This is a genomic window from Amycolatopsis magusensis (genome assembly GCF_017875555.1).
In the GTDB taxonomy this organism is placed as follows: Bacteria; Actinomycetota; Actinomycetes; order Mycobacteriales; family Pseudonocardiaceae; genus Amycolatopsis; species Amycolatopsis magusensis.
In genome coordinates, this window is record NZ_JAGGMS010000001.1 from 5364554 (window position 1) to 5390523 (window position 25970).

Annotated in this window: 24 protein-coding genes and 1 pseudogene; 16 read left to right on the forward strand and 9 right to left on the reverse strand. The window is 71.0% G+C overall.

Features of this window, described 5'->3' with window-relative positions; all coding sequences use genetic code 11:
• The first annotated feature begins 4 nt into the window (after nucleotides 1–4).
• A complete protein-coding gene (locus tag JOM49_RS43235; protein ID WP_245369450.1) occupies nucleotides 5–1219 on the forward strand; it encodes an MFS transporter in 1215 nt (404 codons plus the stop codon).
• Nucleotides 1220–1227: 8 nt separating this feature from the next.
• Here JOM49_RS43235 and JOM49_RS24050 read toward each other — a convergent pair.
• Nucleotides 1228–2214 (reverse strand): annotated as a pseudogene (locus JOM49_RS24050) (LysR family transcriptional regulator); the annotation flags it as partial.
• On the opposite strand from JOM49_RS24050, the gene JOM49_RS24055 reads away from it, so the two are divergent.
• From JOM49_RS24055 to JOM49_RS24070, 4 genes are all read left to right on the forward strand, one after another.
• Nucleotides 2105–2518, forward strand: coding sequence for a nuclear transport factor 2 family protein (locus JOM49_RS24055; RefSeq protein ID WP_209666500.1), 414 nt, complete (start codon nucleotides 2105–2107; stop codon nucleotides 2516–2518). The pseudogene JOM49_RS24050 and the gene JOM49_RS24055 sit on opposite strands and share 110 nt — an antisense overlap.
• 100 nt (nucleotides 2519–2618) lie before the next feature.
• Nucleotides 2619–3455 carry a patatin-like phospholipase family protein gene (locus JOM49_RS24060; RefSeq protein WP_209666501.1) on the forward strand — a complete coding sequence of 279 codons (837 nt, stop codon included), beginning with the start codon at nucleotides 2619–2621 and terminating at the stop codon, nucleotides 3453–3455.
• Between the two features lie 19 nt (nucleotides 3456–3474).
• Nucleotides 3475–4215, forward strand: coding sequence for a GAF and ANTAR domain-containing protein (locus tag JOM49_RS24065; RefSeq protein ID WP_209666502.1), 741 nt, complete (start codon nucleotides 3475–3477; stop codon nucleotides 4213–4215).
• 79 nt (nucleotides 4216–4294) lie between these two features.
• Nucleotides 4295–4936: a DUF998 domain-containing protein gene (locus JOM49_RS24070; RefSeq protein ID WP_209666503.1), complete on the forward strand. Its 642-nt coding sequence runs from the start codon at nucleotides 4295–4297 to the stop codon at nucleotides 4934–4936.
• On the opposite strand, the gene JOM49_RS24075 is transcribed toward JOM49_RS24070, so the two are convergent.
• On the reverse strand, nucleotides 4905–6095 hold the full coding sequence (locus JOM49_RS24075; protein ID WP_209666504.1) for an MFS transporter: 1191 nt from the start codon (nucleotides 6093–6095) through the stop codon (nucleotides 4905–4907). The genes JOM49_RS24070 and JOM49_RS24075 overlap by 32 nt on opposite strands.
• Nucleotides 6092–6649: a TetR/AcrR family transcriptional regulator gene (locus JOM49_RS24080; RefSeq protein ID WP_282768417.1), complete on the reverse strand. Its 558-nt coding sequence runs from the start codon at nucleotides 6647–6649 to the stop codon at nucleotides 6092–6094. Before JOM49_RS24080 ends, JOM49_RS24075 begins: the two co-directional genes overlap by 4 nt.
• Before the next feature lie 119 nt (nucleotides 6650–6768).
• Between JOM49_RS24080 and JOM49_RS24085 the strand changes: the two genes are divergently transcribed.
• Both JOM49_RS24085 and clpX read left to right on the forward strand, forming a co-directional pair.
• Nucleotides 6769–8403, forward strand: a complete 1635-nt coding sequence (locus JOM49_RS24085) for a sulfatase-like hydrolase/transferase (RefSeq protein ID WP_308158849.1) — start codon at nucleotides 6769–6771, stop codon at nucleotides 8401–8403.
• A gap of 82 nt (nucleotides 8404–8485) precedes the next feature.
• Nucleotides 8486–9724, forward strand: a complete 1239-nt coding sequence (clpX, locus tag JOM49_RS24090) for an ATP-dependent Clp protease ATP-binding subunit ClpX (RefSeq protein WP_209666506.1) — start codon at nucleotides 8486–8488, stop codon at nucleotides 9722–9724.
• 6 nt (nucleotides 9725–9730) lie between these two features.
• On the opposite strand, the gene JOM49_RS24095 is transcribed toward clpX, so the two are convergent.
• Genes JOM49_RS24095 through JOM49_RS24110 form a run of 4 tightly spaced genes read right to left on the reverse strand, consistent with a single transcriptional unit; the run spans nucleotide 9731 to nucleotide 13024 of the window.
• Nucleotides 9731–10201 (reverse strand): YkvA family protein, encoded by a 471-nt coding sequence (locus tag JOM49_RS24095; protein ID WP_209666507.1) that lies wholly within the window; start codon nucleotides 10199–10201, stop codon nucleotides 9731–9733.
• 33 nt (nucleotides 10202–10234) lie between these two features.
• The gene (locus JOM49_RS24100; RefSeq protein ID WP_209666508.1) at nucleotides 10235–10654 is read right to left on the reverse strand and encodes a DUF4326 domain-containing protein; all 420 of its coding nucleotides are present in this window, start codon (nucleotides 10652–10654) and stop codon (nucleotides 10235–10237) included.
• 39 nt (nucleotides 10655–10693) lie between these two features.
• Nucleotides 10694–11860: an epoxide hydrolase family protein gene (locus tag JOM49_RS24105; protein ID WP_209666509.1), complete on the reverse strand. Its 1167-nt coding sequence runs from the start codon at nucleotides 11858–11860 to the stop codon at nucleotides 10694–10696.
• 9 nt (nucleotides 11861–11869) lie between these two features.
• On the reverse strand, nucleotides 11870–13024 hold the full coding sequence (locus tag JOM49_RS24110) for a serine hydrolase domain-containing protein (RefSeq protein WP_209666510.1): 1155 nt from the start codon (nucleotides 13022–13024) through the stop codon (nucleotides 11870–11872).
• 76 nt (nucleotides 13025–13100) lie between these two features.
• On the opposite strand from JOM49_RS24110, the gene JOM49_RS24115 reads away from it, so the two are divergent.
• Complete coding sequence (locus JOM49_RS24115) at nucleotides 13101–14075, forward strand: NAD-dependent epimerase/dehydratase family protein (protein ID WP_209666511.1); 975 nt, start codon at nucleotides 13101–13103, stop codon at nucleotides 14073–14075.
• On the opposite strand, the gene JOM49_RS24120 is transcribed toward JOM49_RS24115, so the two are convergent.
• The gene (locus JOM49_RS24120; protein ID WP_209666512.1) at nucleotides 14056–14388 is read right to left on the reverse strand and encodes a hypothetical protein; all 333 of its coding nucleotides are present in this window, start codon (nucleotides 14386–14388) and stop codon (nucleotides 14056–14058) included. The genes JOM49_RS24115 and JOM49_RS24120 overlap by 20 nt on opposite strands.
• A 234-nt stretch (nucleotides 14389–14622) precedes the next feature.
• On the opposite strand from JOM49_RS24120, the gene JOM49_RS24125 reads away from it, so the two are divergent.
• Complete coding sequence (locus tag JOM49_RS24125) at nucleotides 14623–17118, forward strand: alpha-L-arabinofuranosidase family protein (protein ID WP_308158850.1); 2496 nt, start codon at nucleotides 14623–14625, stop codon at nucleotides 17116–17118.
• A gap of 133 nt (nucleotides 17119–17251) precedes the next feature.
• On the opposite strand, the gene JOM49_RS24130 is transcribed toward JOM49_RS24125, so the two are convergent.
• Complete coding sequence (locus JOM49_RS24130) at nucleotides 17252–18271, reverse strand: glycoside hydrolase family 43 protein (RefSeq protein ID WP_209666513.1); 1020 nt, start codon at nucleotides 18269–18271, stop codon at nucleotides 17252–17254.
• A 134-nt stretch (nucleotides 18272–18405) separates the two neighbouring features.
• On the opposite strand from JOM49_RS24130, the gene JOM49_RS24135 reads away from it, so the two are divergent.
• The 7 genes from JOM49_RS24135 (at nucleotide 18406) to JOM49_RS24165 (ending at nucleotide 25963) form a co-directional block, all read left to right on the forward strand.
• Nucleotides 18406–19434: a LacI family DNA-binding transcriptional regulator gene (locus JOM49_RS24135; RefSeq protein WP_308158851.1), complete on the forward strand. Its 1029-nt coding sequence runs from the start codon at nucleotides 18406–18408 to the stop codon at nucleotides 19432–19434.
• Nucleotides 19435–19539: 105 nt separating this feature from the next.
• Complete coding sequence (locus JOM49_RS24140) at nucleotides 19540–20511, forward strand: ABC transporter substrate-binding protein (RefSeq protein ID WP_209671539.1); 972 nt, start codon at nucleotides 19540–19542, stop codon at nucleotides 20509–20511.
• Nucleotides 20512–20575: 64 nt separating this feature from the next.
• Complete coding sequence (locus JOM49_RS24145; protein WP_245369451.1) at nucleotides 20576–22090, forward strand: sugar ABC transporter ATP-binding protein; 1515 nt, start codon at nucleotides 20576–20578, stop codon at nucleotides 22088–22090.
• Nucleotides 22087–23124, forward strand: coding sequence for an ABC transporter permease (locus JOM49_RS24150; protein WP_209666514.1), 1038 nt, complete (start codon nucleotides 22087–22089; stop codon nucleotides 23122–23124). The genes JOM49_RS24145 and JOM49_RS24150 overlap by 4 nt, the downstream gene beginning before the upstream one ends.
• Nucleotides 23121–24110 carry a galactofuranose ABC transporter, permease protein YjfF gene (yjfF, locus tag JOM49_RS24155; protein WP_209666515.1) on the forward strand — a complete coding sequence of 330 codons (990 nt, stop codon included), beginning with the start codon at nucleotides 23121–23123 and terminating at the stop codon, nucleotides 24108–24110. Before JOM49_RS24150 ends, yjfF begins: the two co-directional genes overlap by 4 nt.
• The gene (locus tag JOM49_RS24160; protein WP_209666516.1) at nucleotides 24107–25117 is read left to right on the forward strand and encodes a zinc-dependent alcohol dehydrogenase; all 1011 of its coding nucleotides are present in this window, start codon (nucleotides 24107–24109) and stop codon (nucleotides 25115–25117) included. Before yjfF ends, JOM49_RS24160 begins: the two co-directional genes overlap by 4 nt.
• 69 nt (nucleotides 25118–25186) lie before the next feature.
• Nucleotides 25187–25963 (forward strand): IclR family transcriptional regulator, encoded by a 777-nt coding sequence (locus tag JOM49_RS24165; RefSeq protein WP_209666517.1) that lies wholly within the window; start codon nucleotides 25187–25189, stop codon nucleotides 25961–25963.
• Nucleotides 25964–25970 lie beyond the last annotated feature (7 nt).

A 25970-nucleotide genomic window follows, 5' to 3' on the forward strand; every position in this document is an offset into this window, starting at 1 on the left:
AGCGATGCGCCTTTCCCTGTTCTCCCTGATGCTGGTCGTTTTCGGCCTGACCACCGGCGAATTCGTCATCGCCGGCATCCTGCCCGACGTGGCCGCCGGGCTGTCGGTGTCCATCCCGTCGGCGGGCCTGCTGGTCAGCGCCTACGCGCTGGGCATGATCGTCGGCGGCCCGGTGGTCACCGTGCTGACCGCGCACGTGGCCCGCAAACCGTTGATCGTCTGCCTGATCCTGGTCGCCGTGGCCGGGAACCTGGGTTCCGCGGTGGCGCCCGGCTACGTCCTGGTCCTGCTGTCCCGGTTCGTTTCCGGCCTGGTGGTGGCCACCTTCTTCGCGGTGGGCATCGCGATCGCGGTGTCGCTGGCCCAGGAGGGCAAGCAGGGCGCCGCCGTGGCGAAGCTGACGCTGGGCCTGAACCTCGGCATCGTGCTGGGCACGCCGCTGGGCACCTTCGTCGGGCACAACCTGGGCTGGCGGGCCACCTTCGCCGCCGTCGCCGCGATTCCCCTGATCGCCCTGCCGCTGGTGTTGCGCTTCGTCCCCGCGCAGCCCGCTGCCACCACCGGCTCAGCCTTCGGCGAGCTGCGGGTGTTCGGCAATCCCGCGCTGCGGTGGGCGATTCTGCTGACGGCCGTCGGGAACCTCGGCGTGGTCACGGTTTTCGTCTACATCACCCCATTGCTCACCGGGCTCAGCGGGTTCGGCGCCGAATCAGTGCCGTGGCTGCTGCTGATCTACGGCGCGGGCGCGATCGCGGGCAACTTCCTCGGCGGCTGGCTGGCCGACAAGGCGCTGCTGCGTTCGGTGGCCGCGTTGCTGGCCGTGCTCGCCGGGGTGCTGGCGGCGTTCTGGGCGCTGGGTTCGAGCCGCCCGGCCGCGCTGGTGCTGACGTTCGTGCTGGGGCTGCTGGCTTTCGCGATCATCCCCGGCATGCAGACGCGCGTGGTGACCACCGCCGGTGCCGCGCCCACGCTGGCCGTGGCGGTCAACGCCTCGGGCTTCCAGCTGGCTTCGGCGTTCGCGGGCTGGCTGGGCGGCTGGGTCATCGAAGACGGCCCCGGCCTGGGTTCGCTCTACCTCGTCGGTGCCGGGCTCACGGTGGCGGGGCTGGGCATCGCCCTGCTCGCGCTCCGGCGCGAACGGCGGAGTTCCACCGCCAGTTCGGCCGCGGTGTCCAGCAGTGCTTCGACGAAGGCGTCGGCCGGTTCACCACCGGAGTGACGGGCGATGGCCGCGGGCCGGATAGCGGCGGGGTGGTCGATGCGCACGGCCTCGACGGTCGGCGGGAGCGACGGGACGGCCAGTCCCGGCACCACGGTGACCCCGAGCCCGGCCGCGACCAGGCCGAGCTTCGCGGTCCAGTCCTTGGCCACGAACGCGATCTCCGGCTGCCACGACGAGCCCGTCCAGGCGCCGAGCAGGGAGGAACCCGGCTCGGCGCTGCCGGCGATCCAGCGTTCGGCCCGCAGTGCCGCGGGCGTCGCGCTCGGCCGGGTGGTGAGCGGATGCCCCGCGGGCACCGCGACGAAGAGCGGATCTTCCAGCAGCGGCACCAGTTCCACCCCGTCCGGCGTCTTGCCGGGCGGGGTGACGACGGCCAGGTCGAGCCGTCGCCGGGCGACCGCGGTCAGCAGCGACGGGCTCAGCCCCTCGCGCAACGGCACCTGCAATCCGGGCGCACGGCGGGAAACCGTGGCGATCGCCCGGGGCACCAGCGCGGCGAGCGCGGTGGAGAACGCGCCGACCCGCAACCGCCCACCGGGCTGGGCCTCCAGCTCGCGGAGGTCCTGGCGGGCGGCGTCGAGTTCCCCGAGCACGGCGTCCGCCCGGCGGAGCAGCAACCGGCCCGCCTCGGTCGGGTGCACCCCGCGGGACCGGCGCTCGAACAGCGGCTGCCCGGCCGCCTGCTCCATCAGCGCGATCTGCCGGGAGACGGCCGACTGCGTGTAGCCGAGGCGGTCGGCGGCGACGGAGAACGAGCCGTGCCTGGCCGCCTCACGGACCACGGCCAAGCCCAGCACGGTGAACTCACTCATGCGCGATACTGATACCACACATGCGAGACTTTCGTTTGACGCATAGCCAGGCGTGCGTAGGTTGAGCGCCATGGGAACTGCCGAAAACAGAGCACTGGTCGAAGGAATCTTCGCCGAGATGGCCGCCGGGAACCCGCGGGCGATGAGCGACGCGATGGCGGACGACTTCCGCTGGGTCATCCCCGGCGCCTGGTCGTGGAGCGGGTCCTGGCCGACGAAGACCGCCACCCTGACCGGACTGCTGCGCCCGCTGATGGCCCAGTTCCCCGGCGGCTACCGCAGTGCAGCCGATTTCGTGCTCGCCGACGGGAACCGGGTCGTGGTGCAGGCACGCGCCCAGGCCACCACCACGGCGGGCGAGTCGTACCACCAGACCTACTGCTTCGTCTTCACCGTCGAGGACGGGAAGCTGACCGAGGTCATCGAGCACTGCGACACCGCACTGGCCGAACGGGTGCTCACCGCCCCCGGTCGAATGCTATGAGTGGGGCATTACTTGCAATGAACGCAAGTAATGCCCCACTCATAGCATTCAGTGGCGGCCGGGTGCGGCGGGATGTGGGGCCGCCCGGCAGAATGGGCCGATGACGCGACGCGCACTGGTTCTCGGCGGCGGAGGCATCACCGGGATCGCCTGGGAGTGGGGGATCCTGGCCGGGCTGGCCGAAGCGGGGGTGGATCTAACCGGCGCCGACCTGGTGGTGGGCACCTCGGCCGGTTCGGTGGTGGGCGCGCAGGTCGCGTCCGGCATCGAGGCCGAGACCCGCTACCAGGCCCAGCTCGCCCCACCGGACGGGGAACTCGCGGCGGCGCTCGGGCGCGGCATGTTGCTGCGGTTCGCGCTGGCGATGCTCGGCCCGGCCGGCGCCCAGCGCTTCCGCGCCCGTGTCGGCCGGATCGCCCTGCGTGCCCGCACCGAAGCTTCCGAGGCCGATCGGATCGCGGTGATCGAGTCGCGGCTGCCGGTGCGCGAGTGGCCGGAGCGCCGGCTGCTGCTCACCGCGGTGGACGCGGAGACCGGCCGCTTCCGCACCTTCGACCGCCACGACGGCGTACCCCTGGTGCACGCGGTCGCGGCGAGCTGCGCGGTGCCCGGGGTGTGGCCGCCGGTGTCCATCGACGGCCGCCGCTACATCGACGGCGGCGTCCGTTCGGGGTCCAACGCGGACCTGGCCGCCGGTGCCGATCGGGTGGTCGTGCTCGCGCCGCTGCCGCGCGGGATCGGGCCGATGACGGGCGTCGGCAAACAGGTCGAAGCGCTGCGCGCGCACGCGTCGGTGGTGCTGGTGACCCCCGACCAGGCGGCTTTGGCGGCCTTCGGGCGCAACGTGCTCGACCCGGCGAACCGCGCGGCGGCCGCGCGTGCCGGGTACGCGCAAGCCGCGGCGGTGCTCGAGGAGGTCCGCCCGGTCTGGTCATAGGGGTTACAGTCGGGGCCTGATGACTGAAATCGACGGGCAGCAGACGATCCGGGCGCTGGCGGGGGAATTCGCCCACCTGACCCTCCTGCTGATCAACGCGCGGACCACCGCCGGCGTGCTGCAGCGGGTGGTCGACGCTGCCTACCGGCTGGTGCCGGGCACCGAGCTGGCGTCGATCACGCTGCGCTCGCCGGACGGCCGCTTCCACACCCCGGTGGAGACCGAGCCGGTGGCGCTCGAGCTCGATCAGGTGCAGTACGACACCGGTGAAGGTCCCTGCGTGTCGGCCGCGCAGCCGGACGGGCCCGCCTACGTGCGGAGCGAGGACCTCGGCGCCGATCCGGCCTGGCCGCGGTTCGGTCCGGCCGCCGCCCGGCACGGCTACCACTCGGTGCTGTCCACCGCCGTGCTGCCCGACGCCCGGCCGCCGCGGTTGTCCGGCGCGCTCAACCTCTACAGCACCCGGCCGGGCGGGTTCAGCGAGGACGCGCAGGACGTCGCGCTGCTGCTGTCGACCCACGCGTCACTGGCGCTGGCGCGCACCGAAACCTTCACCCGTGCCGAGCTCCAAGCCGCCCAGCTGCGCCAGGCGATCGACAGCCGCGACGTGATCGGCCAGGCGAAGGGCATCCTGATGCAGCGGCGCGGGCTCACCGCCGACGAGGCCTTCGCCCTCCTGCGCCGGACTTCCCAGCGGCTCAACGTCAAGCTGACGGAGGTGGCCGAAGCGCTGACCGCCCGGCCGCCCACCGGCTCCTGATTGCACCCAGGGTAGTCGTTCGGTAACAATTGGTGGTCGCCTGGGTGGGTGGCCACCTTCGGGGTGTTTCACTGTTCGCATGCAGCCAGTGGTCCAGACGCCTCAGACGGGATTGGTGCATTCCTACCTGTACCTGCGCCGGGCGGTGGGGGTGATCGGCCTGGCGCTGCCGGTGGTGCTGGTACTCGGCAAGCTGCTGCTCGAGGGCGGTGGCCTGCAGGAATCGATCAGCGGCTACTACCACACGGTGATGCGGGGGGTCTTCGTCGGCAGCATGTGCGCGGTCGGCACCTTCCTGCTGTCCTACCGCGGGCACGACCGGCTCGACGACCTGTGCGGGAACGTCGCCGCGGTGGCGGCGATCGGCGTGGGCCTGTTCCCGGTCGCCGTGGGACCCGATCCTTCAGCCACCGCGCGGCTGGTGGAGACCGTGCACGTGGTCTGCGCCGCGGTGTTCTTCGTGACGCTGTCGGTGTTCTGCCTGTTCCTGTTCACCAGGAGCACCGGGGCACCCACGCGGCGCAAGTGTTCGCGCAACCGCGTCTACCGCACGTGCGGCGCGGTCATGCTGGTGTGCCTGGCGCTCATCGCGCTCGAAGGGCTATGGCTCGCCGACGTCCTCGCGCCGCTGAAACCCGTGCTGTGGCTGGAATCCGGCGCCATCTTCGCGTTCGGGGTGGCGTGGCTGGTCAAGGGCAAGACGTTGTTGCGCGATCCCTGACCGCCGGCGCGCAGGCGCCGGCGACCACCAGCATCACCACCACCACGACGAGGGCGTTGCGCAGCCCGGCGAACTCGCCGAGCAGGCCGAGCAGCGGTGGCCCGACCAGGAAGGCCAGGTAGCCGATCGTGGCCACGGCACTGACCCGCGCGGCGGCGTGCTCGGGATCGTCGCCCGCCGCGGAAAGCGCGACCGGGAAGCCCAGTGACGTGCCGAGTCCCCAGAGCACCACACCGGCCGCCGCGAATTCGATGCCCGGCGCGAGCACGACCAGTGCGACCCCCGCGGTGGCGATCACCGCGCTGCCGCGCATCGCCGTGGTGCGGCCGAACCGGTCGAGCACCCGGCTCCCGCTGAACCGCCCGGCCGCCATCGCCAGGCCGAACAACGCGTAGGCGACCGAGCCGATCGTCGCCGTGGCACCGAACCCGTCGACGGTGATCAGCGGCAGCCAGTCGTTCGCCGAGCCCTCGGCCAGCGCCATGCCGAGCACGATCACGCCGATCAGCACCACGCGCGGCTCGCGCCAGACCTTCGGTGCCCGCGTTCGTGCCGCGGATTCGTCGGTGGGGGAGTGCGCGGGGATGCCACGCACCGCCCAGACCGCCACCGCGGCCATCAACGCGGCGGAGGTGCCGACGTGCAGCGCCACCGGCACGGCCAGTGCGTTGAGCGCGATCCCGGCGAGCGCGCCGGCGAAGGTGCCGATGCTGAAGCAGCCGTGCATGGCGGGCAGCACCGAAGCGTCCAGCGCCCGCTCGACCTCGGCGCCTTCGACGTTCTGCGCGACCTCGGAAGCACCCATGCCCAAGCCGAAGAACGCGAGCCCGCCGCAGACCAGCCAGCCCGCCCCGAGCGCCGCGCCGAGCGCGATGAGCAGCAGCCCGGCCACCATGGCGACCGCGCCGAGCGCGATCACGAACCGCCCGCCCCTGGCCACCACGAGCCGCCCGGCGACCGCGATGCCCAGCAGCGAACCGACCGACAGCCCGGCGATGATCACGCCCATCTGCGCGGTCGACGCGCCGACCGAGTCGCGGATCGCCGGGGTCCTGGTCACCCACGAGGCGAAGGTGACGCCGGTGAGCAGGAACATCGCGAAGAGGGCGGCCCGCCAGCGCCGCACTTCGGGGGCGAGTTGCTGGGTCGGTGTACTCATCGGACGGTGATCCGGTGCACCGCGCGCCGCACCCGCTCGGGGTCGAACGGCTCGGTGGACAGGTGGCTGTGCAGCACCATGCCCTCGATCAGCGCGTCGATCTCCGGCGCCGAATCCGCGGGGAAGTGCCGCGCCAGCGACCGGCGGCTGGCGTTCATCCAGTCCTGGATCAGCTCGCGGAACACCGGCTTGCGGATGGCGAGCACGTACAACTCGACCATCAGGAGGAGATCGCGGTCGAACCCGAGACCCTCGTCGCAGATGATCCGGACCACGCCTTCGCGGCCGTCACCGCCGGGCGGGATGGCCGCGAGCGCCGCGTCGAACCGGCTGTGCATCCGCTCGGCCAGCCTGGTGAAGGCGAGCCGGAGCAGTTCGTCCAGGTTCGTGAAGTGGTAGGTGAGCGAGCCGAGCGGCACGTCGGCGGCTTCGGCCACCGCGCGATGGGAGGTGCCGGCGACCCCGCGTTCGGCGATCACGTCGATGGCCGCTTCGATGAGGCGCTCGCGCCGTTCGGGGTCGAACCGCCTGCGGCGGGCGGGCTGAGGGGTCACCAGTGCTCCAGTCGAGTCGATGCGTACGACTGTACACATCGAGCCGGCCGTGAACCACCGGCTCCCCGCGCCCGTGTAACCGGGCAGTAGCTACTCCCCGCAGAGAGGACCTCCGGCTCGTGAGCGAGGAAACCGCCGTGGACCGCGGCCCGGTGCGCCGGGTGCTGGCCAGGGCCGGCCTGGCGCTGGCCGCCCTGCTGGTGCTCGTCGCACTGGTGGTGCCCGGCGAACCGGACCGGCTGACCCCGGGCGCGTTCGCGCGGCTCCCGGTGGAGGCGCTGGCCGGGGTCGCGCTGGTGCTCGTGCTGCCGGTGCGCCCGCGCCGGGTGCTCGCCGTGCTGGCCGGGGCGTTCCTCGGGCTGCTCACCATCGTGAAGCTGATCAACATGGGCTTCCTGGTCGCGCTGGACCGCCCGTTCAACCCGGTGTTCGACTGGGACCTCTTCGGGCCCGCGATGGACCTGCTCGTCGCGTCGCTGGGCGAGACGGCGGCGGTCGTGGCGGTCTGCGGGCTCGTGCTGCTCGCGCTCGCGCTGGTCGCCGGGCTGACCCTGTCGGCGGTGCGGCTGGCCCGGCTGGTCGCCGGGCACCGCACGGCCTCCACCAGGGCGGTGTCCGTGCTCGGCGTGATCTGGATCTTCTGCGCGGTGTTCGGCGTGCAACTGGTGCCCGGGGAGCCGGTGGCCGCCAACAGCGCGGTCGCCTTCGCCTACGACGACCTGCGCCAGGTGCGGGCCGATCTGCTGGACCAGGACGCCTTCGCCGAGGAGTCCGCCGCGCCCGACCCGTTCGGCGCGGTCCCCGGCGAGCAGCTGCTGACCGCGTTGCGCGGCAAGGACGTCGTGCTCACCTTCGTCGAGAGCTACGGCCGGTTCGCCGTGCAGGACTCGGACGTCGCGGCCCGGATCGGCCCGCTGCTCGACGAGGGCACGAACCGCCTGCGCGCGGCCGGGTTCGGCTCCCGCAGCGCGTACCTCACCTCGCCGACCACCGGCGGCGGCAGCTGGCTCGCGCACTCGACGCTGCAGTCCGGGCTCTGGATCAAGAACGAGCAGCGCTACGACAGCCTGTTCGCCACCGACCGGCTCACCCTCGGCGGCGCGTTCCAGCGAGCGGGCTGGCGCACGGTCGGCGACGTCCCGGCGCACACGCGGGACTGGCCGGAAGGCGGGTTCTACGGCTTCGACCAGTACTACGACGCACGCAACGTCGGCTACCAGGGCCCGTCCGAGTCCTACGTGACGATGCCCGACCAGTTCACCCTTTCGGCCTTCCACCGTGCCGAACGGGCGGCCCCGCACGCGCCGCTGATGGCCGAGATCGACCTGGTGTCGAGCCACTGGCCGTGGTCGCCACCGCCGCCGGTGCTCGACTGGAACGCCGTCGGCGACGGCTCGGTCTACCACTCGCTGATGCGCCCGCCGGTCGAGGGCCTGTGGTCCGACCCGGCGCTGATCCGCGGCGCCTACGCCGAGACCATCGAGTACTCGCTGAGCTCCCTGCTGTCCTATGTGGAGACCCACGGCGGTGACGACCTGGTGCTGGTCTTCCTCGGCGACCACCAGCCCTCGACCATGGTCACCGGGGACGGGGCCGACTGGGACGTGCCGATCACCATCGTGGCGCGCGATCCCGCGGTGCTCGACCGCGTGGCCGGGTGGGGCTGGCACGACGGCTTGCGGCCGGGTCCGCAGGCGCCGGTGTGGCCGATGGACGAGTTCCGCGACCACTTCCTGACCGCCTTCGCGAGGTGAGCACCTTGCCGCGGGCGGCCGGATCGGCATACTCTCAACATCGAGATGGTGTGAACATTTGAAATGCGGGGAGTTCTTCCGGATGGCAGCCGAGCAGGCACCGAGGTGCTCCTTCTGCGGGCGGGCGCAGCAGCTGGTGCGACGGCTGATCGCCGGTCCGTCCGGCGTGCACATCTGCGACGAGTGCGTCGGTGAGTGCACCGAACTGGTCGGCGACCAGACGGTCGCCCCCGAACCGGCGGAAGCGCCCCGCCCGCAGGAGATCCGCGAGTACCTCGACCGGTACGTGGTCGGGCAGGAGAACGCCAAACGCGCGCTGGCGGTGGCGGTCTACAACCACTACAAACGGATCGAGCGCGGGTCGGCGCCCGCCGGCAAGCACGCCAAGGAGGAGCCGGTCGAACTCGGCAAGTCCAACGTGCTGCTGCTCGGGCCGACCGGCTGCGGCAAGACCCACCTGGCCCGCACGCTGGCGAAACTGCTGAACGTGCCGTTCGCCAGCGCCGACGCCACCGCGCTGACCGAAGCCGGGTACGTGGGCGAGGACGTGGAGAACATCCTGCTCAAGCTGATCCAGGCCGCCGACTACGACATCGCGCGGGCCGAGACCGGCATCGTCTACCTCGACGAGATCGACAAGATCGCCCGCAAGTCGGAGAACCGGTCGATCACCAGGGACGTTTCCGGCGAGGGCGTGCAGCAGGCGCTGCTGAAGATCCTCGAAGGCAGCACGGTTTCCGTGCCGCCGCAGGGCGGGCGCAAGCACCCGCACCAGGAGAACCTCCGGATCGACACGACGAACGTGCTGTTCATCGCGGCCGGGGCGTTCGACGGCCTCGAGCGGGTCGTCGGTGAGCGGACGGGCAGGCGCGGCCTGGGGTTCGGTTCGGAGGTCCGGCAGGCGCCCGACGCCTTGGCCCAGGTGCTGCCCGAGGACCTGATGCGCTTCGGGCTCATCCCCGAGTTCGTCGGCAGGTTGCCGATCGTGACGAAGGTGGAGCCGCTCGACCGCCCGACGCTGGCCCGCATCCTCACCGAACCGCGCGACGCCCTGCTCAAGCAGTACCGCAGGCTGCTCGCGCTCGACGGCGTCGAACTGCGGTTCACCGACGACGCGGTCGACGCGATCGCCGAGCAGGCGCTGCTGCGCGGCACCGGCGCACGGGCGACGCGGGCGGTGCTCGAAGAAGTCCTGCTCCCGGTGATGTACGAGGTGCCGAGCCGTGACGACATCGCCGAGGTGATCATCGGCCGCGACACCGTGCTGGACCGGGTGCGCCCGGCGCTGGTGCCCCGCGCGCGGCACAGCCGGTCCGCCTGAAAGGGCTCAGGACTTGGGCTTGGGGCGCACGCGGTCCCGTTCCCAGCGCAGGAACATCCCGGACGCCGCGGAAACGCTGGTGAGCAGCCAGACCAGCACCCCGGCGTCGTCGGTGACGCCGATGATCGGCAGCAGCTCGGGCAGGATGTCGATCGGCGAGACCAGGTACACCAGCGCGAAACCCCACAGCGCCAGACGGCCCTTCGGCAGCCCGTCGTAGCCCTCGCGCCGGGCCCGGAGCAGCCGCGGCAGCGCCTTCGCCCGGTCGACCACGTTCCCGACCGGCACCGGCTCACCGGCGGCGATCTTGCGCCGCCGTTTCGCGGACCGCCAGGCCAGCCCACCGGCGAACACCGCCACCCCGGCGACCGCCAGCCCGATGCCGAACCCGGTGGCCGGCAGGCCGAGCACGTCGGCGTCGCGGAACAGCAGGGTCGACACGCCCAGCAAGACGAGCAGAACTCCCAGTAGGGCCACGAGGCCAATGTTAGGCGCTCGTGCCCGAACGCGTTACCTGAGCGAGATCAACGGGCCCCGGTGCCGTCCGGCGAGGACGTCGCCGTGGCACTGCTGGGGCGCGCACCAGCAGCCGAGCGCGCGCCCGCGCAGTTCACCCAGGCCCAGCCGCCGCAGCAGGTGCGGCTGGGCGTCCAGCCATTGTTCGTACAACCGCACCGACTGCGACCGGTCGGTCCTCGCCTCGGCGACGAAGGGGCTGGCGAAATCCGACTCCGGCCAGTCGTGCCGGTTGCCCGCGTGACCGATGTAGACCAGCAGCCCGGCTTCGGTCAGCCACGGCACGAGCCGCCGGTGCGGCCCGTTCTTCCGCACGTTGACCACGGTCGCCTGCCCGCCCAGCACGCGGGCGGCGCGTTCCTGCTCGTCCTCGGTCCACCGTGACGCCTGCTCCGGCAGTCCGCTGCACGTCATGGCCCCACCCTAGGGCCGCCGCCGGGCGGGGCAACCTGATCAAGCGAGCCCGGCGAAGAACCGCCGGAGATCCCCGGTCAGCAGGTCCGGGACCTCCATCGCCGGGAAGTGCCCGCCGCGGTCGAACTCCGACCAGTGCGTGAGGTTCCCGGCCGGATCGGTCAGCGCGCGAATGGTGTCGTCTCCGGCGAACACCGCGTAGCCCACCGGCGGCCCGGCGGGTGCCTCGCCCTGCTCCCACCCGGCCATCTCCCGGTAGACCTGCATGCCTTCGTAGGTGGTGTGTGCCGAGGACATCCCGGCGCCGGTGAACCAGAAGAGGCTGATCGCGGTGAGCATCTGGTCGCGGTCGATCGCCTTCTCCGGCAGGTCGTGCGCCGGATCGGTCCAGTCGCGGAACTTCTCGGCCATCCAGGCGAGCTGCGCCACGGGGGAGTCGTGCAGCCCGTAGCCGAGGGTCTGCGGGCGGGTCGACTGCATGTGGAGGTAGCCGAGCCCGTCCTGCTGGGTCCGGTTGAACCGCTCGGCCTTGGCCCGGTCCGCCGCGGAAAGGCCGTCGAGCTCGATCGGCGGGCCGAACGGCATGGCCGCCGCGGTGCCGGTCAGGTGCACCCCGGTCACGCGTTCGCCGTCAACCATCCCGAGCAGCGACGCGATACCCGCGCCCACGTCGGTGCCCTGCACGCCGTACCGCGGGTAGTCCAGCCGCCGCATCAGCTCGGCCCACGCCTGCGCGACGCGGAACAGGTTGCCCCAGCCCGCCTCGGCCAGCGGCGTGGAGAAGCCGTACCCGGGCAGCGACGGGATCACCACGTGGAAGGCGTCGGCCGGGTCGCCGCCGTGTGCCCGCGGGTCGGTCAGCGGGCCGATCACCCGCAGGAACTCGATCGGCGAGCTGGGCCAGCCGTGGGTCAGCAGCAGCGGGCGCGCGCCCGGTTCCGGCGAGCGGACGTGCAGGAAGTGCAGGCGCTGGCCGTCGATCTCGGTGGTGAACTGGGGGATTTCGTTGAGCTCGGCTTCCTGCGCGCGCCAGTCGAACTCCTCGGCCCAGTAGGTGGCCAGCTCGCGCAGGTAGTCCACCGGCACCCCGCGTTCCCAGCCGGTGCCGGGCACTTCGCGCGGCCAGCGGGTGCGGGCGAGCCGGTCGTGGAGGTCGTCCAGGTCGGCCTGCGGGATGTCGATGCGGAACGGCTTGATCTCGGTCATGAGGCGAGGTTAGGAGCCAATGCGGAAGGGTTCGTTCCGCGTTGCCGACCAGAAATCCTGCATCAGCGTCGGCGAAGCCGGCCCGTCCATGGCGAGCTGGGTGAGCAGGATGGTCACCAGGCCGGTCGAAGGAACCAGGTGGGCCGCGGTCCCGGTGCCGCCGACCCAGCCGTAGCGGCCCGGCACGGCCCACGGGTGCAGCGGCTCGACGTCGACCGAGCCGCCGTAGCCCCAGCTCTGGCCCTCCAGGAACAGCTCGCTGCCCTCGCGCTGGGCCGGGGTGAGCTGGTCGGTGCGCAGTCGCCGTACGGAGTCCGCCGAGAGCACGTCTTCCCCATCGGCCAGCAGCATCCGCGCGAAACGCAGCCAGTCTCGGGCGGTGGAGACGAGCCCGCCCGCGCCGGAGGGGAACGCGGGCATGCGGCTCCACTGCCCGTCGGGGCCGTCGGCCCGCTCGAACCCGCCTGCTGCCGCGGCACGGTAGTAGGTGGTGAACCGGTGCCGCAGGGCCTCGGGCACCACGAAGCCGGTGTCGGTCATGCCCAGCGGTTCGAAGATCCGCTCGGCCAGGAACTCGGGCAGCGACCGGCCGCTCGCCCGCGCGATCAACACGCCCTGAAGGTCGGAACAGGTGTTGTAGAGCCACGCCTCGCCCGGCTGGTGCACCAGCGGAACACCGGCCAGCGCGGTCAGCCACTCGCCGGGCGGCGGGACGTGCTGGGGTTCGCGGCCGTCCCGCTGCACCTGGAACAGCGCCTGCACGGCGGGCACGGAGAAGTCGGAGGAGAAGCCGTAGCCCGCGGTCGAGGTGAGCAGGTGCTCCACGGTGATCGGCCGGATCGCGGGCACCACGTCGTCGACCGGGCCACGCGGGGTGCGCACGACCATCGGCGCTTCGAGCTCCGGCAGCCACCGGGCGATCGGGTCGTGGAGTGCGAGCACACCATCCTCGATGAGCACCAGCACGGCGGCGGCGACGATCGGCTTGGTGATCGAGGCGATCCGGAAGATCGAGTCCTCCGCCATCGGCGTGGCGCTCTCGACGTCGGCGTGGCCCGCGGTCCGTACTTCCACGCGGTCGCCGCGCGCCACCAGCGCCACCGCTCCGGGCACCGCACCCTTCGTGACGTGGGCGTCCAGCAGTTCCTGCAGCTCGTCGTCCATCGATCCATCCTTTCCTCACCAGGACAGACCGGCGGCGAACCGCGAACTCATCGGCGTACCTCCCTACGATGGCGGTATGACACGCGTGGTGGTGCTGGGCGGCACCGGGCACATCGGCGGTTACCTGATCCCGCGGCTGGTCGCGGCCGGACACGAGGTGGTGGTGCTGAGCCGCGGCAAGGCCGAGCCCTACCGGCCGCACGCGGCCTGGCGCGCGGTCACCGCGGTCAGCGCCGACCGCGACGAGGAGGAACGCACCGGCGCGTTCGGCGCCCGCCTCCGCCAGCTCGCGCCGGACGTGGTGATCGACCTGATCTGCTTCCGGCCGGACAGCGCCCGGCAGCTGGTCGAAGCACTGCACGGCCGGATCCAGCACTTCCTGCACTGCGGCACGATCTGGGTGCACGGCGCGAGCACGCAGGTGCCGGCCACCGAGGACCTGCCGCGGCGGCCGTTCGGCGAGTACGGCGTCGCGAAGGCCGAGATCGAGAGCTACCTGCTGGACCAGGCGCGGCGGCACGGTTTCCCGGTGACCCTGCTGCACCCCGGCCACATCTGCGGTCCCGGCTGGCCGCCGGTGAACCCCGCCGGGAACCTGGACCTCGACGTGTTCCGCAAGCTGGCCGCGGGCGAGGAGCTGGTGCTGCCGAACCTGGGCATGGAAACGCTGCACCACGTGCACGCCGACGACGTGGCCCAGTCCTTCACCGCCGCGATGACCCACCGCAGCGTGGCGCTCGGCGAAAGCTTCCACGTGGTGTCCCCGGCGGCGCTGACCCTGCGCGGGTACGCCGAAGCCGTCGCGGGCTGGTACGGGCAGGAAGCGCGGCTTTCCTACCTCGGCTGGGAACAGTGGCGTGAGACGGTCGACGCCGATTCCGCCGCGCTGACCTGGGACCACATCGCGCACAGCCCGAACGCCGCCATCGGAAAAGCCCGGCGGCTGCTGGAATTCCAGCCGCGGTACAGCTCACTCGAGGCGATCCACGAAGCACTCGAATGGCTCGCGGCCCGGGGTGACCTTCCCGCGCTCAATCCGAATTCGCCTTGAGCATCGGCAATGGCACGTCGGCGAACCCGGCGGGCAGCGACCGCGGCCCCCAGTGCCCCGGATACGCGGGATGTCCCGGATACCCCGGAAAACCCGGGAATCCGGGATAGCCGCGGTAGGGCTGGCGGTGCCGGTGCAGGAACCGGTCCCCGACGATGGTGCCGAGGTAATCGCCGGTAGTGGTCACCGCGTCGGCATCACGCCAGGGGAACCAGCCGATCCACGCCGCGTGGGAATTGAACAGATAACGATCGTCCGGCTTGCGGCGGAAAGCTATCCACAAACCGGACGAGTCGTAGTAGTGGATCGCCATCACGCCTCCGTGGTCAGGCCATGCCTTCGGCGCAGCGCGAAGGGGTCATTATGCCCGGTTCCAGGCCATCGACCAGGAAATGAACCCGGTCAGCGCCGAGCCGATGCACCGCTGTGATGTGGCGCGGGATGTGGCGCGGGATGTGCGGCTGGCTGGAGCTCGGTTGACACCGCGCGCGGGCGGCGAGCTGAATGTTAGCGCTCACATGCCCCGTGATCTCGAGAGAGGACAGCGGTGTCCAGACGATCAACCAGGCTCGTACTCACCTTCGCCGCGCTGACCGCGTTGACGGTCGCGCCCCTTCCGGTGGCCGCGCAGGCCGCGCCCGCCTACACGCTCGACATCGATCCGGCCGCCGCCGGGCCCGACCTCCCGCGCAGCATGTACGGCGTCTTCTTCGAGGACATCAACCACGCGGCCGACGGCGGGTTGTACGGCGAACTGGTGCGGAACCGGTCCTTCGAATTCGACCCGGCCGACAACTCCTCGTTCACCGGACTGACCGCGTGGACCGTATCCCCGAATGGCGGTACCGCCCGCGTGCTCGACGACGCGGGCAGGCTCAACGAACGCAACCGGCGTTACCTGAAGCTGGACGTGACCGGCGGCTCGTTCGGCGTCACCAACGGCGGCTACAACGCGGGCTTCGCGATCGAGCGCGGGAAGCAGTACGACTTCTCGGTGTGGGCACGCGGCGACTCGGCCGCCCCGCTCACCGCGAACCTCACCGATGCGGCCGGTGCCGTGCTGGCACGTCCGGTGATGGTCACCGCCCAGGCCGGTCAGTGGGTGAAGTACACCGGCACCTTCACCGCGCGCGAACCCAGCACCACCGGGCGGCTCACCGTGACGGCCGGCGCTTCGGTCAGCCTGGACATGGTCTCGCTTTTCCCGCGTGACACCTACAAGAACCGGCCCAACGGGTTGCGCCGCGACCTCGCCGAGAAGATCGCCGCGCTGGAGCCGGGTTTCGTGCGGTTCCCCGGCGGCTGCCTGGTCAACACCGGCAGCCACGAGGCCTACGAGGCACCGGACTGGGAGCGGCGGCGGTCCTACCAGTGGAAGGACACCATCGGCCCGGTCGAGGAACGCGCCACCAACGCGAACTTCTGGGGCTACAACCAGTCCTACGGGCTCGGCTACTTCGAGTACTTCCAGTTCGCGGAGGACATCGGCGCGATGGCGCTGCCGGTGGTACCGGCGCTGGTCACCGGGTGCGGGCAGAACCAGGCCACCGACGACCCGGAACTGCTGCGGCGGCACGTGCAGGACACGCTCGACCTGATCGAGTTCGCCAACGGCCCGGCCGATTCGCCGTGGGGCGCGCGGCGGGCGCAGATGGGTCACCCCGAACCGTTCGGGCTGACGCACCTGGGCGTCGGGAACGAGGAGAACCTGCCGGACGAGTTCTTCGCGCGGTTCACCGAGTTCCGCGAGGCGATCAACGAGCGGTACCCGGAGATCACCGTGATCAGCAACTCCGGCCCGGACGACGCCGGGGCCACCTTCGACCGCGCCTGGGAACTGAACCGGGCGGCCGATGTGGACATGGTGGACGAGCACTACTACAACAGTCCACAGTGGTTCCTGGAGAACAACAACCGTTACGACACCTACGATCGGCAGGGGTCGAAGGTGTTCCTGGGGGAGTACGCCTCGCAGGACAACCGGTTCGCCAACTCGCTCGCCGAGGCCGCGTTCATGACCGGGCTGGAACGCAACGCCGACGTGGTGCGGCTGGCTTCCTACGCGCCGCTGCTCGCCGACCGGGACAACAACCAGTGGCGCCCGGACATGATCTGGTTCACCAACTCGGCTTCGTGGGGCTCGACCAGTTATGAGACACAGAAACTGTTCATGACCAACGTCGGTGACCGCGTGGTGCCGAGCGAAGCGTCGACCACACCCATCGTGAACGGCCCGATCACCGGCGCGGTGGGCCTTTCGACGTGGGCGACGAGCGCGCGGTACGACGACGTCACGGTGACCGCGGCCGACGGCACCGGCCTGTTCGCCGACGACTTCTCCGCGGGCGCCGGGAAGTGGACGAACATCAGCGGGCGCGGGAACTGGACCGTGGACGGCGGCTCGTACCTGCAGTCGGATGTGGCGGCCGAGAACACCATGGTGACCGCCGGGGACCCGAGGTGGCAGAACTACGACCTGACGGTCAAGGCCACCAAGGAGGCCGGCGCGGAAGGCTTCCTGGTCGGCTTCGGCGTGCGGGGTTCCGGGGACTACTACTGGTGGAACCTCGGTGGCTGGGCCAACACGCGGTCAGCCGTGGAAAAGGCGACCGGCGGGGGCAAGCAGACCTTGCTGGAGAACGGCACGCGAATCGAACAGGGGCGGACCTACGACATCCGCGTCGAGGTGCGGAACCGGCACGTGACCCTGTTCCTGGACGGCCAGAAGTGGGGCGAATTCACCGACGACAAAGTGGCCGAACCGTTCCGCCAGGTCGTCACCCGCGACGCGGCGACCGGTGAGCTGATCGTGAAGGTGGTCAACGCGCAAGCCTCGCCCGCCCCCACCCGGATCGACCTCGGCGGCACGCGGATCGCGCCGCAGGGCCGCCTCACCACCCTGACCGGCGCCCCGGACGCGGTGAACACCGAAACCACCACCCCCATCCAGCCGTTCGAATCCACTGTGGACAACCTGTCGTCCACCTTCGACCACACCTTCCCACCGCACTCGATCACCTTCCTCCGCCTACGCCCGCAGTAGACCGCCCGCCGGGCGGTTGAATGCTATGAGTGGGGCATTACTTGCAATGGATGCAAGTAATGCCCCACTCATAGCATTCCCACTGGACTGGCTAAGTCCGTTATGTCGGGAATGTGGCTTTTATGGCACACCCTCAGCGCAGGGTGCGGTGGAGGCGGTGGTGTTCGGCTGGGGTGAGGGGGAGGACGGTGCCGTGGCGTGGGGAGGTGGGCAGGTCGAAGGCGGGGGACATGGTCCAGTTGCCCGAGGTGAGGTCGGTGGTCTCGAAGGGGACGTATCCCCGGCCGCCGAATTCGTCGATGAACAGGTACCACTTGTCCCCGGTGTTCGCCTTGAAGACCGTCGGGCCCTCACCCCGCCTGATGGCGCCCTTCCCGATGCAGTCGGCGACGAAGTCCCACGACGGCGCCAGCAGGTCCGCCGAACGCTCCTGCAGCACGAACTTGCTGCACGGCGTGGACGACGACGGGTTCCGCTCGTCCTTGGTGAACCGGTGGTACACCCCGTCCGAGGCGATCACCGTCGAGTCGATCACCGAGTACCCGGGGTCGTTCCACACCCGTGCTTCGCTGAAGTGCACGAAATCCGTGGTGGTCGCGTACATCATCCGGTTGTAGCTGTCGCCGAGGTGCTGCGGGTCGTTTTCCGCGTACAGCTTCGACGCCCAGAAAACCACGTACGAACCGGTCGCCGCGTTCCAGTAGGCCTCCGGTGCCCAGGTGTTCCCGGCCGTCGGCGGCGAGACCAGCGCCGAGCGCTGTGCCGACCAGTGCACCAGATCGGCCGACTCCCACACCATGATCGACCGGCTGCCGGTGCGCTGCACCTGGTCCCAGTCGCCGTTGCCGTGCATGCGAAGGTCGGTCGCCAGCAGGTAGAACTTGCGGCCGTCCGGTGAGCGCAGCAGGAACGGGTCGCGCACCCCGCGATCACCCAGTGCCGAGGTGAGCACGGGCCGCCCACCGTTCAGTTCGTCCCAGGCCAGCGGGTCGTCGCCGCGGCTGGCGGCGAAGTAGATCTGCTCGCCGTCGGCGGTGCCCTCACCGGTGAAATAGGCGAACAGGTAACCGGAATCGGGCGTGGCCGCGACGGCGGGCGGCCCCACGACGAGTCCGAAGAGGACAATCAGGCTGAGCAGCAGGCGGGTCGGCATCTTCGGTGATCCCTTCGGCAGCTTCGCACGGTGATGGATCCGAGACTTGACGCGCCTAGTGTTATCGCTAACACTGGCCCGTGTCGAGTAGGGTTCTCCCGGACGGAACAGTCCGGGAACTGGAGGTGGCGTCGGTGGCCAAGCGGATCGAAGCGCGGGAACCCGCGCCCGCCGTGCGATTGCCCGCGCTCACCGACGTGGCCTCGCTGGCCGGCGTCTCGCACATGACCGTCTCCCGCGTGATCAACGAGACCGGGCCGGTCCGCGCGGAAACCCGGGAAAAGGTGCTGGCGGCCATCGAGGAACTGGGCTACCGGCCCAACTCCACCGCTCGCGCGCTGGCCACCGGCCGCTCGCGCAACCTCGGCGTGGTCGCGCTGGACTCCACCCTGTTCGGCCCGGCCAGCACCCTGTTCGGCGTGGAGCTCGCGGCCCGTGAGGCCGGTTACGGCATCGCCATCGCCAGTGTCAGCGACCCGCGGCGGGACGCCATCGCGCGGGCGGTGGACAGCCTGCGCCGCCAGGCCGTCGAAGGCGTGGTGGTGATCGCCCCGCACGTGGCGGCCAAACCGGCGCTGCGGGCGGCCCCGGCCGGCATCCCGCTGGTCGCGGTGGCCGACACCGACCGGGCCTCCATCCCGGTGGTGTCGGTGGACCAGCGCGACGGGGCGCGTCAGGTCACCGAGCACCTGTTGGGCCTCGGGCACCGCACGGTCTGGCACGTCGCGGGCCCGGCGGACTGGCTGGAGGCACGAGCCCGGGAACAGGCCTGGCGGCGCACGCTCAAGAAGCACGACGCGGAGCCACCGCCGGTGCTGCGGGGTGACTGGAGCCCCCGATCGGGTTACGAAGCGGGCAAGCAGTTGCTGGGGGAGCGCGACCTCACCGCGGTGTTCGTCGCCAACGACCAGATGGCGCTGGGCCTGCTGCGGGCGTTTTCCGAAGGGGGCCGGTCGGTGCCGGGCGAGGTGCACGTCGCCGGGTTCGACGACGTGCCGGAGTCCGCGTTCTACCCCCCGCCGCTGACCACCGTGCGGCAGGACTTCATCGAGGTGGGCAGGCGGACGTTCGGCCTGCTGCAGGAACAGATCGAGGGGGCGGCCGCCCCGGCGCGCTCCCTGGTGCCGGCGGAACTGGTGGTCCGCGAGAGCACCGGCGCGTAGGGCCGTCCGGGGCAGTGCCTTGCCCCGATCGGCTCGCAGCCAAATGTTAGCGATAACAGTTTCCGGATCAGTGTGGATCGAGGAGTGAGAGCCGTGAAGCGAAGGATGTGGGCCGCGTGGTCGGCGGCGATCGTGGGGCTGAGCGTGCTGGCCGGGTGCGGGGGTGGCGGTGACGGCACCCAGGCGGGCGGCGGCGACGGGCCCCTGACCATCGGCTTCTCGCAGGTGGGCGCGGAGAGCGGCTGGCGGACGGCCAACACCCAGTCGATCCAGGAGGCCGCCGCGGCGGCCGGGGTGGACCTGAAGTTCTCCGACGCGCAGCAGAAGCAGGAGAACCAGATCAAGGCGATCCGCTCGTTCATCCAGCAGCGGGTGGACGTGATCGCCTTCTCGCCGGTGGTGGAATCCGGCTGGGAGACCGTGCTCAAGGAGGCCAAGACGGCCAACATCCCGGTCATCCTCACCGACCGCGCGGTGGACTCGCCCGACACCACGCTCTACAAGACCTTCCTGGGGTCCGACTTCGTCGCCGAGGGCCGCAAGTCCGGTGAGTGGCTGACCAAGGAGTTCGGCGCGGCCACCGGCCCGGTGCGCATCGTGGAACTGCAGGGCACCACCGGTTCCGCCCCGGCGAACGACCGCAAGGCCGGGTTCGCCGAGGTGATCGGCAAGGACCCGAAGTTCCAGGTGGTCGCCTCGCAGACCGGGGAGTTCACCCGGTCCAAGGGCAAGGAAGTGATGGAAGCCTTCCTGAAGTCGCAGGGCAAGATCGACGTGCTCTACGCGCACAACGACGACATGGCGCTCGGTGCGATCGAGGCCATCGAGGGCGCCGGGCTCAAGCCGGGCACCGACGTCAAGATCGTCTCGGTGGACGGCGTGCGCGACGCGCTGCAGGCGCTGGCCGACGGAAAGATCAACTTCGTGGTCGAGTGCAACCCGCTGCTCGGCACCCAGTTGATGGACCTGGCCAAGAAGGTGGCCGCCGGTGAAGCGGTGCCGCCGCGGGTGGAGACCCAGGAAACCGTGTTCGACCAGGCGGCGGCGAAGGCCGCGCTGCCCGAGCGCAAGTACTGAGGCAGGCCTCCCGGCGCCGGCCGCCGTCCGGCGCCGGGATCCCATTCCCGAAACGAGGGGCAGCATGACTGGTCCGCCGATCCTGACCATGACCGGCATCCGCAAGCAGTTCCCCGGGGTCGTCGCCCTCGACGACGTCGGTTTCCGCCTGTACCCCGGCGAGGTGCACGCGCTGATGGGTGAGAACGGCGCCGGCAAGTCCACGCTGATCAAGGTGCTCACCGGCGTGTACGACGTCGATGCCGGCGGGATCGAGCTGGGCGGCGAGCCGGTCGCCTTCAGCGGCCCCGCGCAGGCCCAGCGCCACGGCATCAGCACGGTGTACCAGGAGGTGAACCTCTGCCCGAACCTTTCGGTGGCGGAGAACATCTTCCTGGGCCGGGAACCGCGGCGGTTCGGCCGCATCCAGTGGAAGCCGATGCGCAGGCGGGCGGAGGAGCTGGTGCGCCGGCTCGACCTCGACCTCGACGTGACCAGCGAACTGGGCGGGCATTCGCTCGCCGTGCAGCAGCTGGTGGCGATTGCCAGGGCGATGGAGGTCTCCGCGCGGGTGCTGGTGCTCGACGAGCCGACGTCCAGTTTGGACACCGGTGAGGTGGACAAGCTGCTCGGCGTGCTCCGCGCGCTGCGCGCGGACGGCATGGCGATCCTGTTCGTCTCCCACTTCATCGACCAGGTCTTCGCCATCGCCGACCGGATGACCGTGCTGCGCAACGGAAAGCTGGTCGGGGAGTACCTCGCGGGCGAGATCACCCCGGTGGCGCTGGTGACCAAGATGATCGGCCGCGAGCTGGGCACGCTGGAGGAACTCGAGGAGCCGCGCCGCGACTGGGATCCGGCGGAGAAGAAACCGTTCGCCACGGCGACCGGCCTGGGGCGCAAGGGCGCGATCGAGCCGTTCTCGCTGACCATCCGCGAAGGCGAGGTCGTCGGCCTGGCCGGGCTGCTCGGTTCCGGGCGCACCGAACTCGCGCGGCTGTTCTTCGGGGCCGACCACAGCGACGAAGGCACGCTCGAACTGGCAGGCAAGAAGACCACGTTGCGCACGCCGCGGGCCGCGATGTCGGCCGGAGTGGCGTTCTGCTCGGAGAACCGCAAGGCCGAGGGCCTGATCGAGGACCTCACCGTGCGCGAGAACATCATCCTGGCGCTGCAGGCGAGCCGCGGCTGGACCCGCCCGATCTCACGCCGCCGCCAGGACGAACTGGCCAAGAAGTACATCTCCGCGCTGGGCATCCGCCCGGCCGCTCCGGACGCGCCGGTGGGCACGCTGTCGGGCGGCAACCAGCAGAAGGTGCTGCTCGCCCGCTGGCTGATCACCGAACCCCGGCTGCTCATCCTGGACGAGCCCACACGCGGCATCGACGTCGGCGCGAAGGCCGAGATCCAGAAGCTGGTGGCCGAACTGGCCGACGGCGGCATGGCCGTGTTGTTCATCTCGGCCGAGCTGGAGGAGGTGCTGCGGCTCAGCCACCAGGTGGCGGTGCTGCGCGACCACCGGATGGTCGACTGCCTGCCGAACTCCGGGCTGACGCCGGAGGCCATCATGCGCACGATCGCCGAAGGAGCGCCGTCATGAGCAAGTACCGGCTGTTCTGGCCCGCGGCCGCGCTGGTGGCGCTGCTGCTGGTCAACCTCTGGCTCTCGCCGTCGTTCTTCGCCATCCAGATCCGCGACGGCCACCTCTACGGCACCCTGATCGACATCCTGCGCTTCGGCGCGCCGCTGATCCTCGTCGCGCTCGGCATGACGCTGGTGGTGGCCACCGGCGGCATCGACCTCTCGGTGGGCTCGGTGGTCGCCATCGGCGCCGCGGTCGCCTGCTCGCAGATCAGCACGCTGACCGATCAGAACGCGGCGGGCGGGGTGTTCGGCGCGCTCGGCATCTCCCTGGTGCTGTGCCTGGTTCTGGGGCTGTGCAACGGTTTCCTGGTCTCGGTGATCGGGATCCAGCCGATCATCGCCACGCTGATCCTGATGGTCGCCGGGCGCGGGCTGGCGCAGCTGGTCACCGGCGGCCAGATCATCACCGTGGACTCCGACCCGTTCCGGGTGCTCGGCGGCGGCTACTGGTTCGGCCTGCCCGCGCCGATCCTGATCGCGCTCGGCATGGTCGCCGCGACCGCGCTGGTGGTCCGCCGGTCCGCGCTCGGCCTGCTGGTCGAATCGGTCGGCGGCAACCCGGAGGCGAGCAGGCTGGCCGGCGTCCGCGCCCGCGGCCTGCTCACCCTGGTCTACGTCTTCTGCGGGCTGTGCGCGGGCCTGGCCGGGCTGATGATCAGCTCGAACGTCTCCAGCGCCGACGGCAACAACGCCGGGCTGTGGATCGAGCTCGACGCGATCCTGGCCGTGGTCATCGGCGGCACGCTGCTCTCGGGCGGGCGGTTCTCGCTCGGCGGCACGGTGCTCGGCGCGCTGCTCATCCAGACCCTGTCCACCACCGTCTACACCGTCGGCGTGCCGCCGGAGTCGACGCTGCTGGTCAAGGCGCTCGTGGTCACCGTCGTCTGCCTGGTGCAGTCCCCGGCGTTCCGGGCCCGGTTGCGACGGCGGAAGAAGCCACCCGCACCGGCTCCCGCGGACCACGAGCCGAAGGTCGAGGTGCCCGCATGAGCACGGTCACCACCCCCGCCCCGGTGCGCGGCGGCTGGCGGCAGGCGCGGTACCTGCCGATCGCCGCGTCGCTGGCCCTGCTGATCGCGGCCTACGCCTTCGGCGCGACCCGGTACCCCGCCTTCGGGGACGGCCAGGTCGTGCTGAACATCCTGATCGACAACGCCTTCCTGCTGGTGGTCGCCGCCGGGATGACCTTCGTGATCCTGACCGGTGGCATCGACCTGTCCGTGGGCTCGGTGGTCGCGCTGTCCACCGTGCTCTGCGCGGAACTGCTGCGGGCCGGGCTGCCCGCGCCGGTGGTGATGCTCGCCGTGCTGGCCGCGGGCGCGGTGCTCGGCCTCGGCATGGGGTCGATCATCCACTACTTCGAGATCCAGCCGTTCATCGTCACGCTGGCCGGCATGTTCCTGGCCAGGGGGATCAGCTACACGCTGAGCACGGAGTCGGTCTCGCTGGACGACCCGCTGTTCGTCGCGATCGCGCAGACACCGGTGGAACTGCCGGGCGGGATGCGGGTGTCGGTCAGCGTGCTGATCGCGGTGGCCGTGCTGGTGGTCGCCGGGTACGTGCTGCACTACACGCGGCTCGGGCGCACGGTCTACGCGATCGGCGGCAGCAACCGGTCGGCGCTGCTGATGGGCTTGCCGGTGGCGCGCACGCGGGTCGGCGTCTACACGATCAGCGGGTTCTGCTCGGCGCTCGGCGGCATCCTGCTCACCTTCTACACGCTCTCGGGCAACTCCTCGCACGCGGTCGGCATGGAACTCGACGCCATCGCCGCCGTGGTCATCGGCGGCACCATCCTCACCGGCGGCTCAGGTTACCTGGCAGGCACCGTGCTCGGCGTGCTCGTCCTGGGTGTCATCCAGACGCTGATCACCTTCGAGGGCACACTGAGCTCGTGGTGGACGAAGATCGTGATCGGGGCGCTGCTGCTGGTGTTCATCCTGTTGCAGCGGCTCATCGTGGGTCGTGCCCGGTGAACCGGTCGGTGTGGATCGACCGGCCGGGTGAGCTGGTGGTGCGCTCGGGCGAGGTGCCGTCGCCGGGGCCGGGGGAGGCGCTGGTCCGGGTCGCGTGGTCCGGGATCTGCGGGTCCGACCGGGAGATCATGCAGGGCACGCGGCCCGCGGAGTACGTGCGGTACCCGGTGGTGCCCGGGCACGAGTGGTCCGGCCGGGTGGCGGCGGTCGGCGACGGGGTCGGCGCGGACCTGGTCGGCGCGCCGGTGGTGGGTGAGGGCATCCGGTCTTGCGGGGTGTGCCCGGCGTGCCGTCGCGGCGACACCAACCTCTGCGACGGCCCGTACGAGGAGACCGGGTTCACCCAGCCGGGTGCCTGGGCCGACCACCTCGTGGTGCCCGCGCGGTTGCTGCACCGGCTGCCGGAGACCGCGGACCTGCGTGCGGCGGCGGGTCTCGAACCCGCGGCCTGCGTGGCCGCGGCCTGCCTGAAGCTCGCCGTGCAGCCGGGGGAGCGGTGTGCGGTGGTCGGGGCGGGGATGCTCGGCCTGCTCGCCGTGCAGTTGCTGCGGGCGGCGGGCGCGGGGGAGATCGTCGTGGTCCACACGCGCCGCGACCGCGCCGCTTTGGCGGCCCAGTGCGGTGCCGATTCGCTCGTGCTGCCCGCACAACTGGACTCGCTGGCGGGTTGTTTCGACGTGGTTCTGGAAGCGGCGGGTGCGCCGGGCACGGCCTTCAACGCGGTGGCCCTGTCCCGGCGAGGTGGCCGCGTGGCCCTGACCGGCATCCCCGGCGCCGAGGACCAGCCACTGGACCCGGTGACCTTGGTGCTGAACGAGATCACCGTGCACACCGTGTTCGGCGCGCCCCCGCGTGCCTGGAGCCACGCCGTCCGGGCCTTCGCCTCGGGCGCACTCGACCCGGGCCTGCTGGTCACGCACGAGGTTTCCCTGGACGACGCTCCCGAGGCGTTCCGGATCCTCGCCGAAGAGCGCCACAAGGCGGTGAAGGTCCTTCTCGCTCCTTGACTTCGTGGGCTGTTCGAGATTTCGGACGGGCGGGTAGAGTGACGGGATCACCTGCCCGAGGAGGTCCCCATGAGCCGTGCGGTCCCGGCGGTCAGCCGCGCGCTGGACATCCTCGAACTGTTCCGCGCCGAGGAGGAACTGAGCGCGCCGCAGATCGTGACGCGCCTGGGGTTGCCGCGCACCACGGTGCACGAACTGCTGAACACCCTGGCCGATCGCGGTTACCTCAACCGGCTCGGGGACGAGGGGACGCGGTACCGGCTCGGCGTGCGGTTGTTCGAGCTCGGCGGGGCGTACGAGTCGCGTTTGGACCTGGCGCGCGAAGGAACCGTCGCGGCGGCGCTGGTTTCCGCGCGCAGCCAGGAAACCGTGCACGTGGCCGTGCGCGACGGCGACGAGGTGCTCTACGTGGCCAAGACCGACAGCACGCATTCCGTGCGCATGGTTTCGGCGGTCGGCAGGCGGCTCCCCGCGCACTGCACCGCGGTCGGCAAGATGCTGCTGTCTTCGTTGTCCCGTACCGAATTCGACGTGCTGTACCCGCCGGGACGGCAGCTGGCCAAGATGACCGCGCGCAGCCTCGGCACGCCCGCGGAGCTGTGGCAGGCGCTCGACCGCGTGCGCACCGACGAACTGGCGCACGAGTTCTGCGAATCGAATGACGCGGTCAGCTGCGTGGCCGCCCCGGTCCACGACCGCACCGGCGCGATGGTCGCCGCGCTGAGCCTGTCGGTACCGGTGCACCGCTGGACCTCCGTGCCCGGCAGCCAGTGGGACGAGTGGGCCCGCGAAGGCGCCGCCCACCTCTCGCTTTCACTGGGGGCTCCGGCGAAACCCGCCCGGTGAACACCAT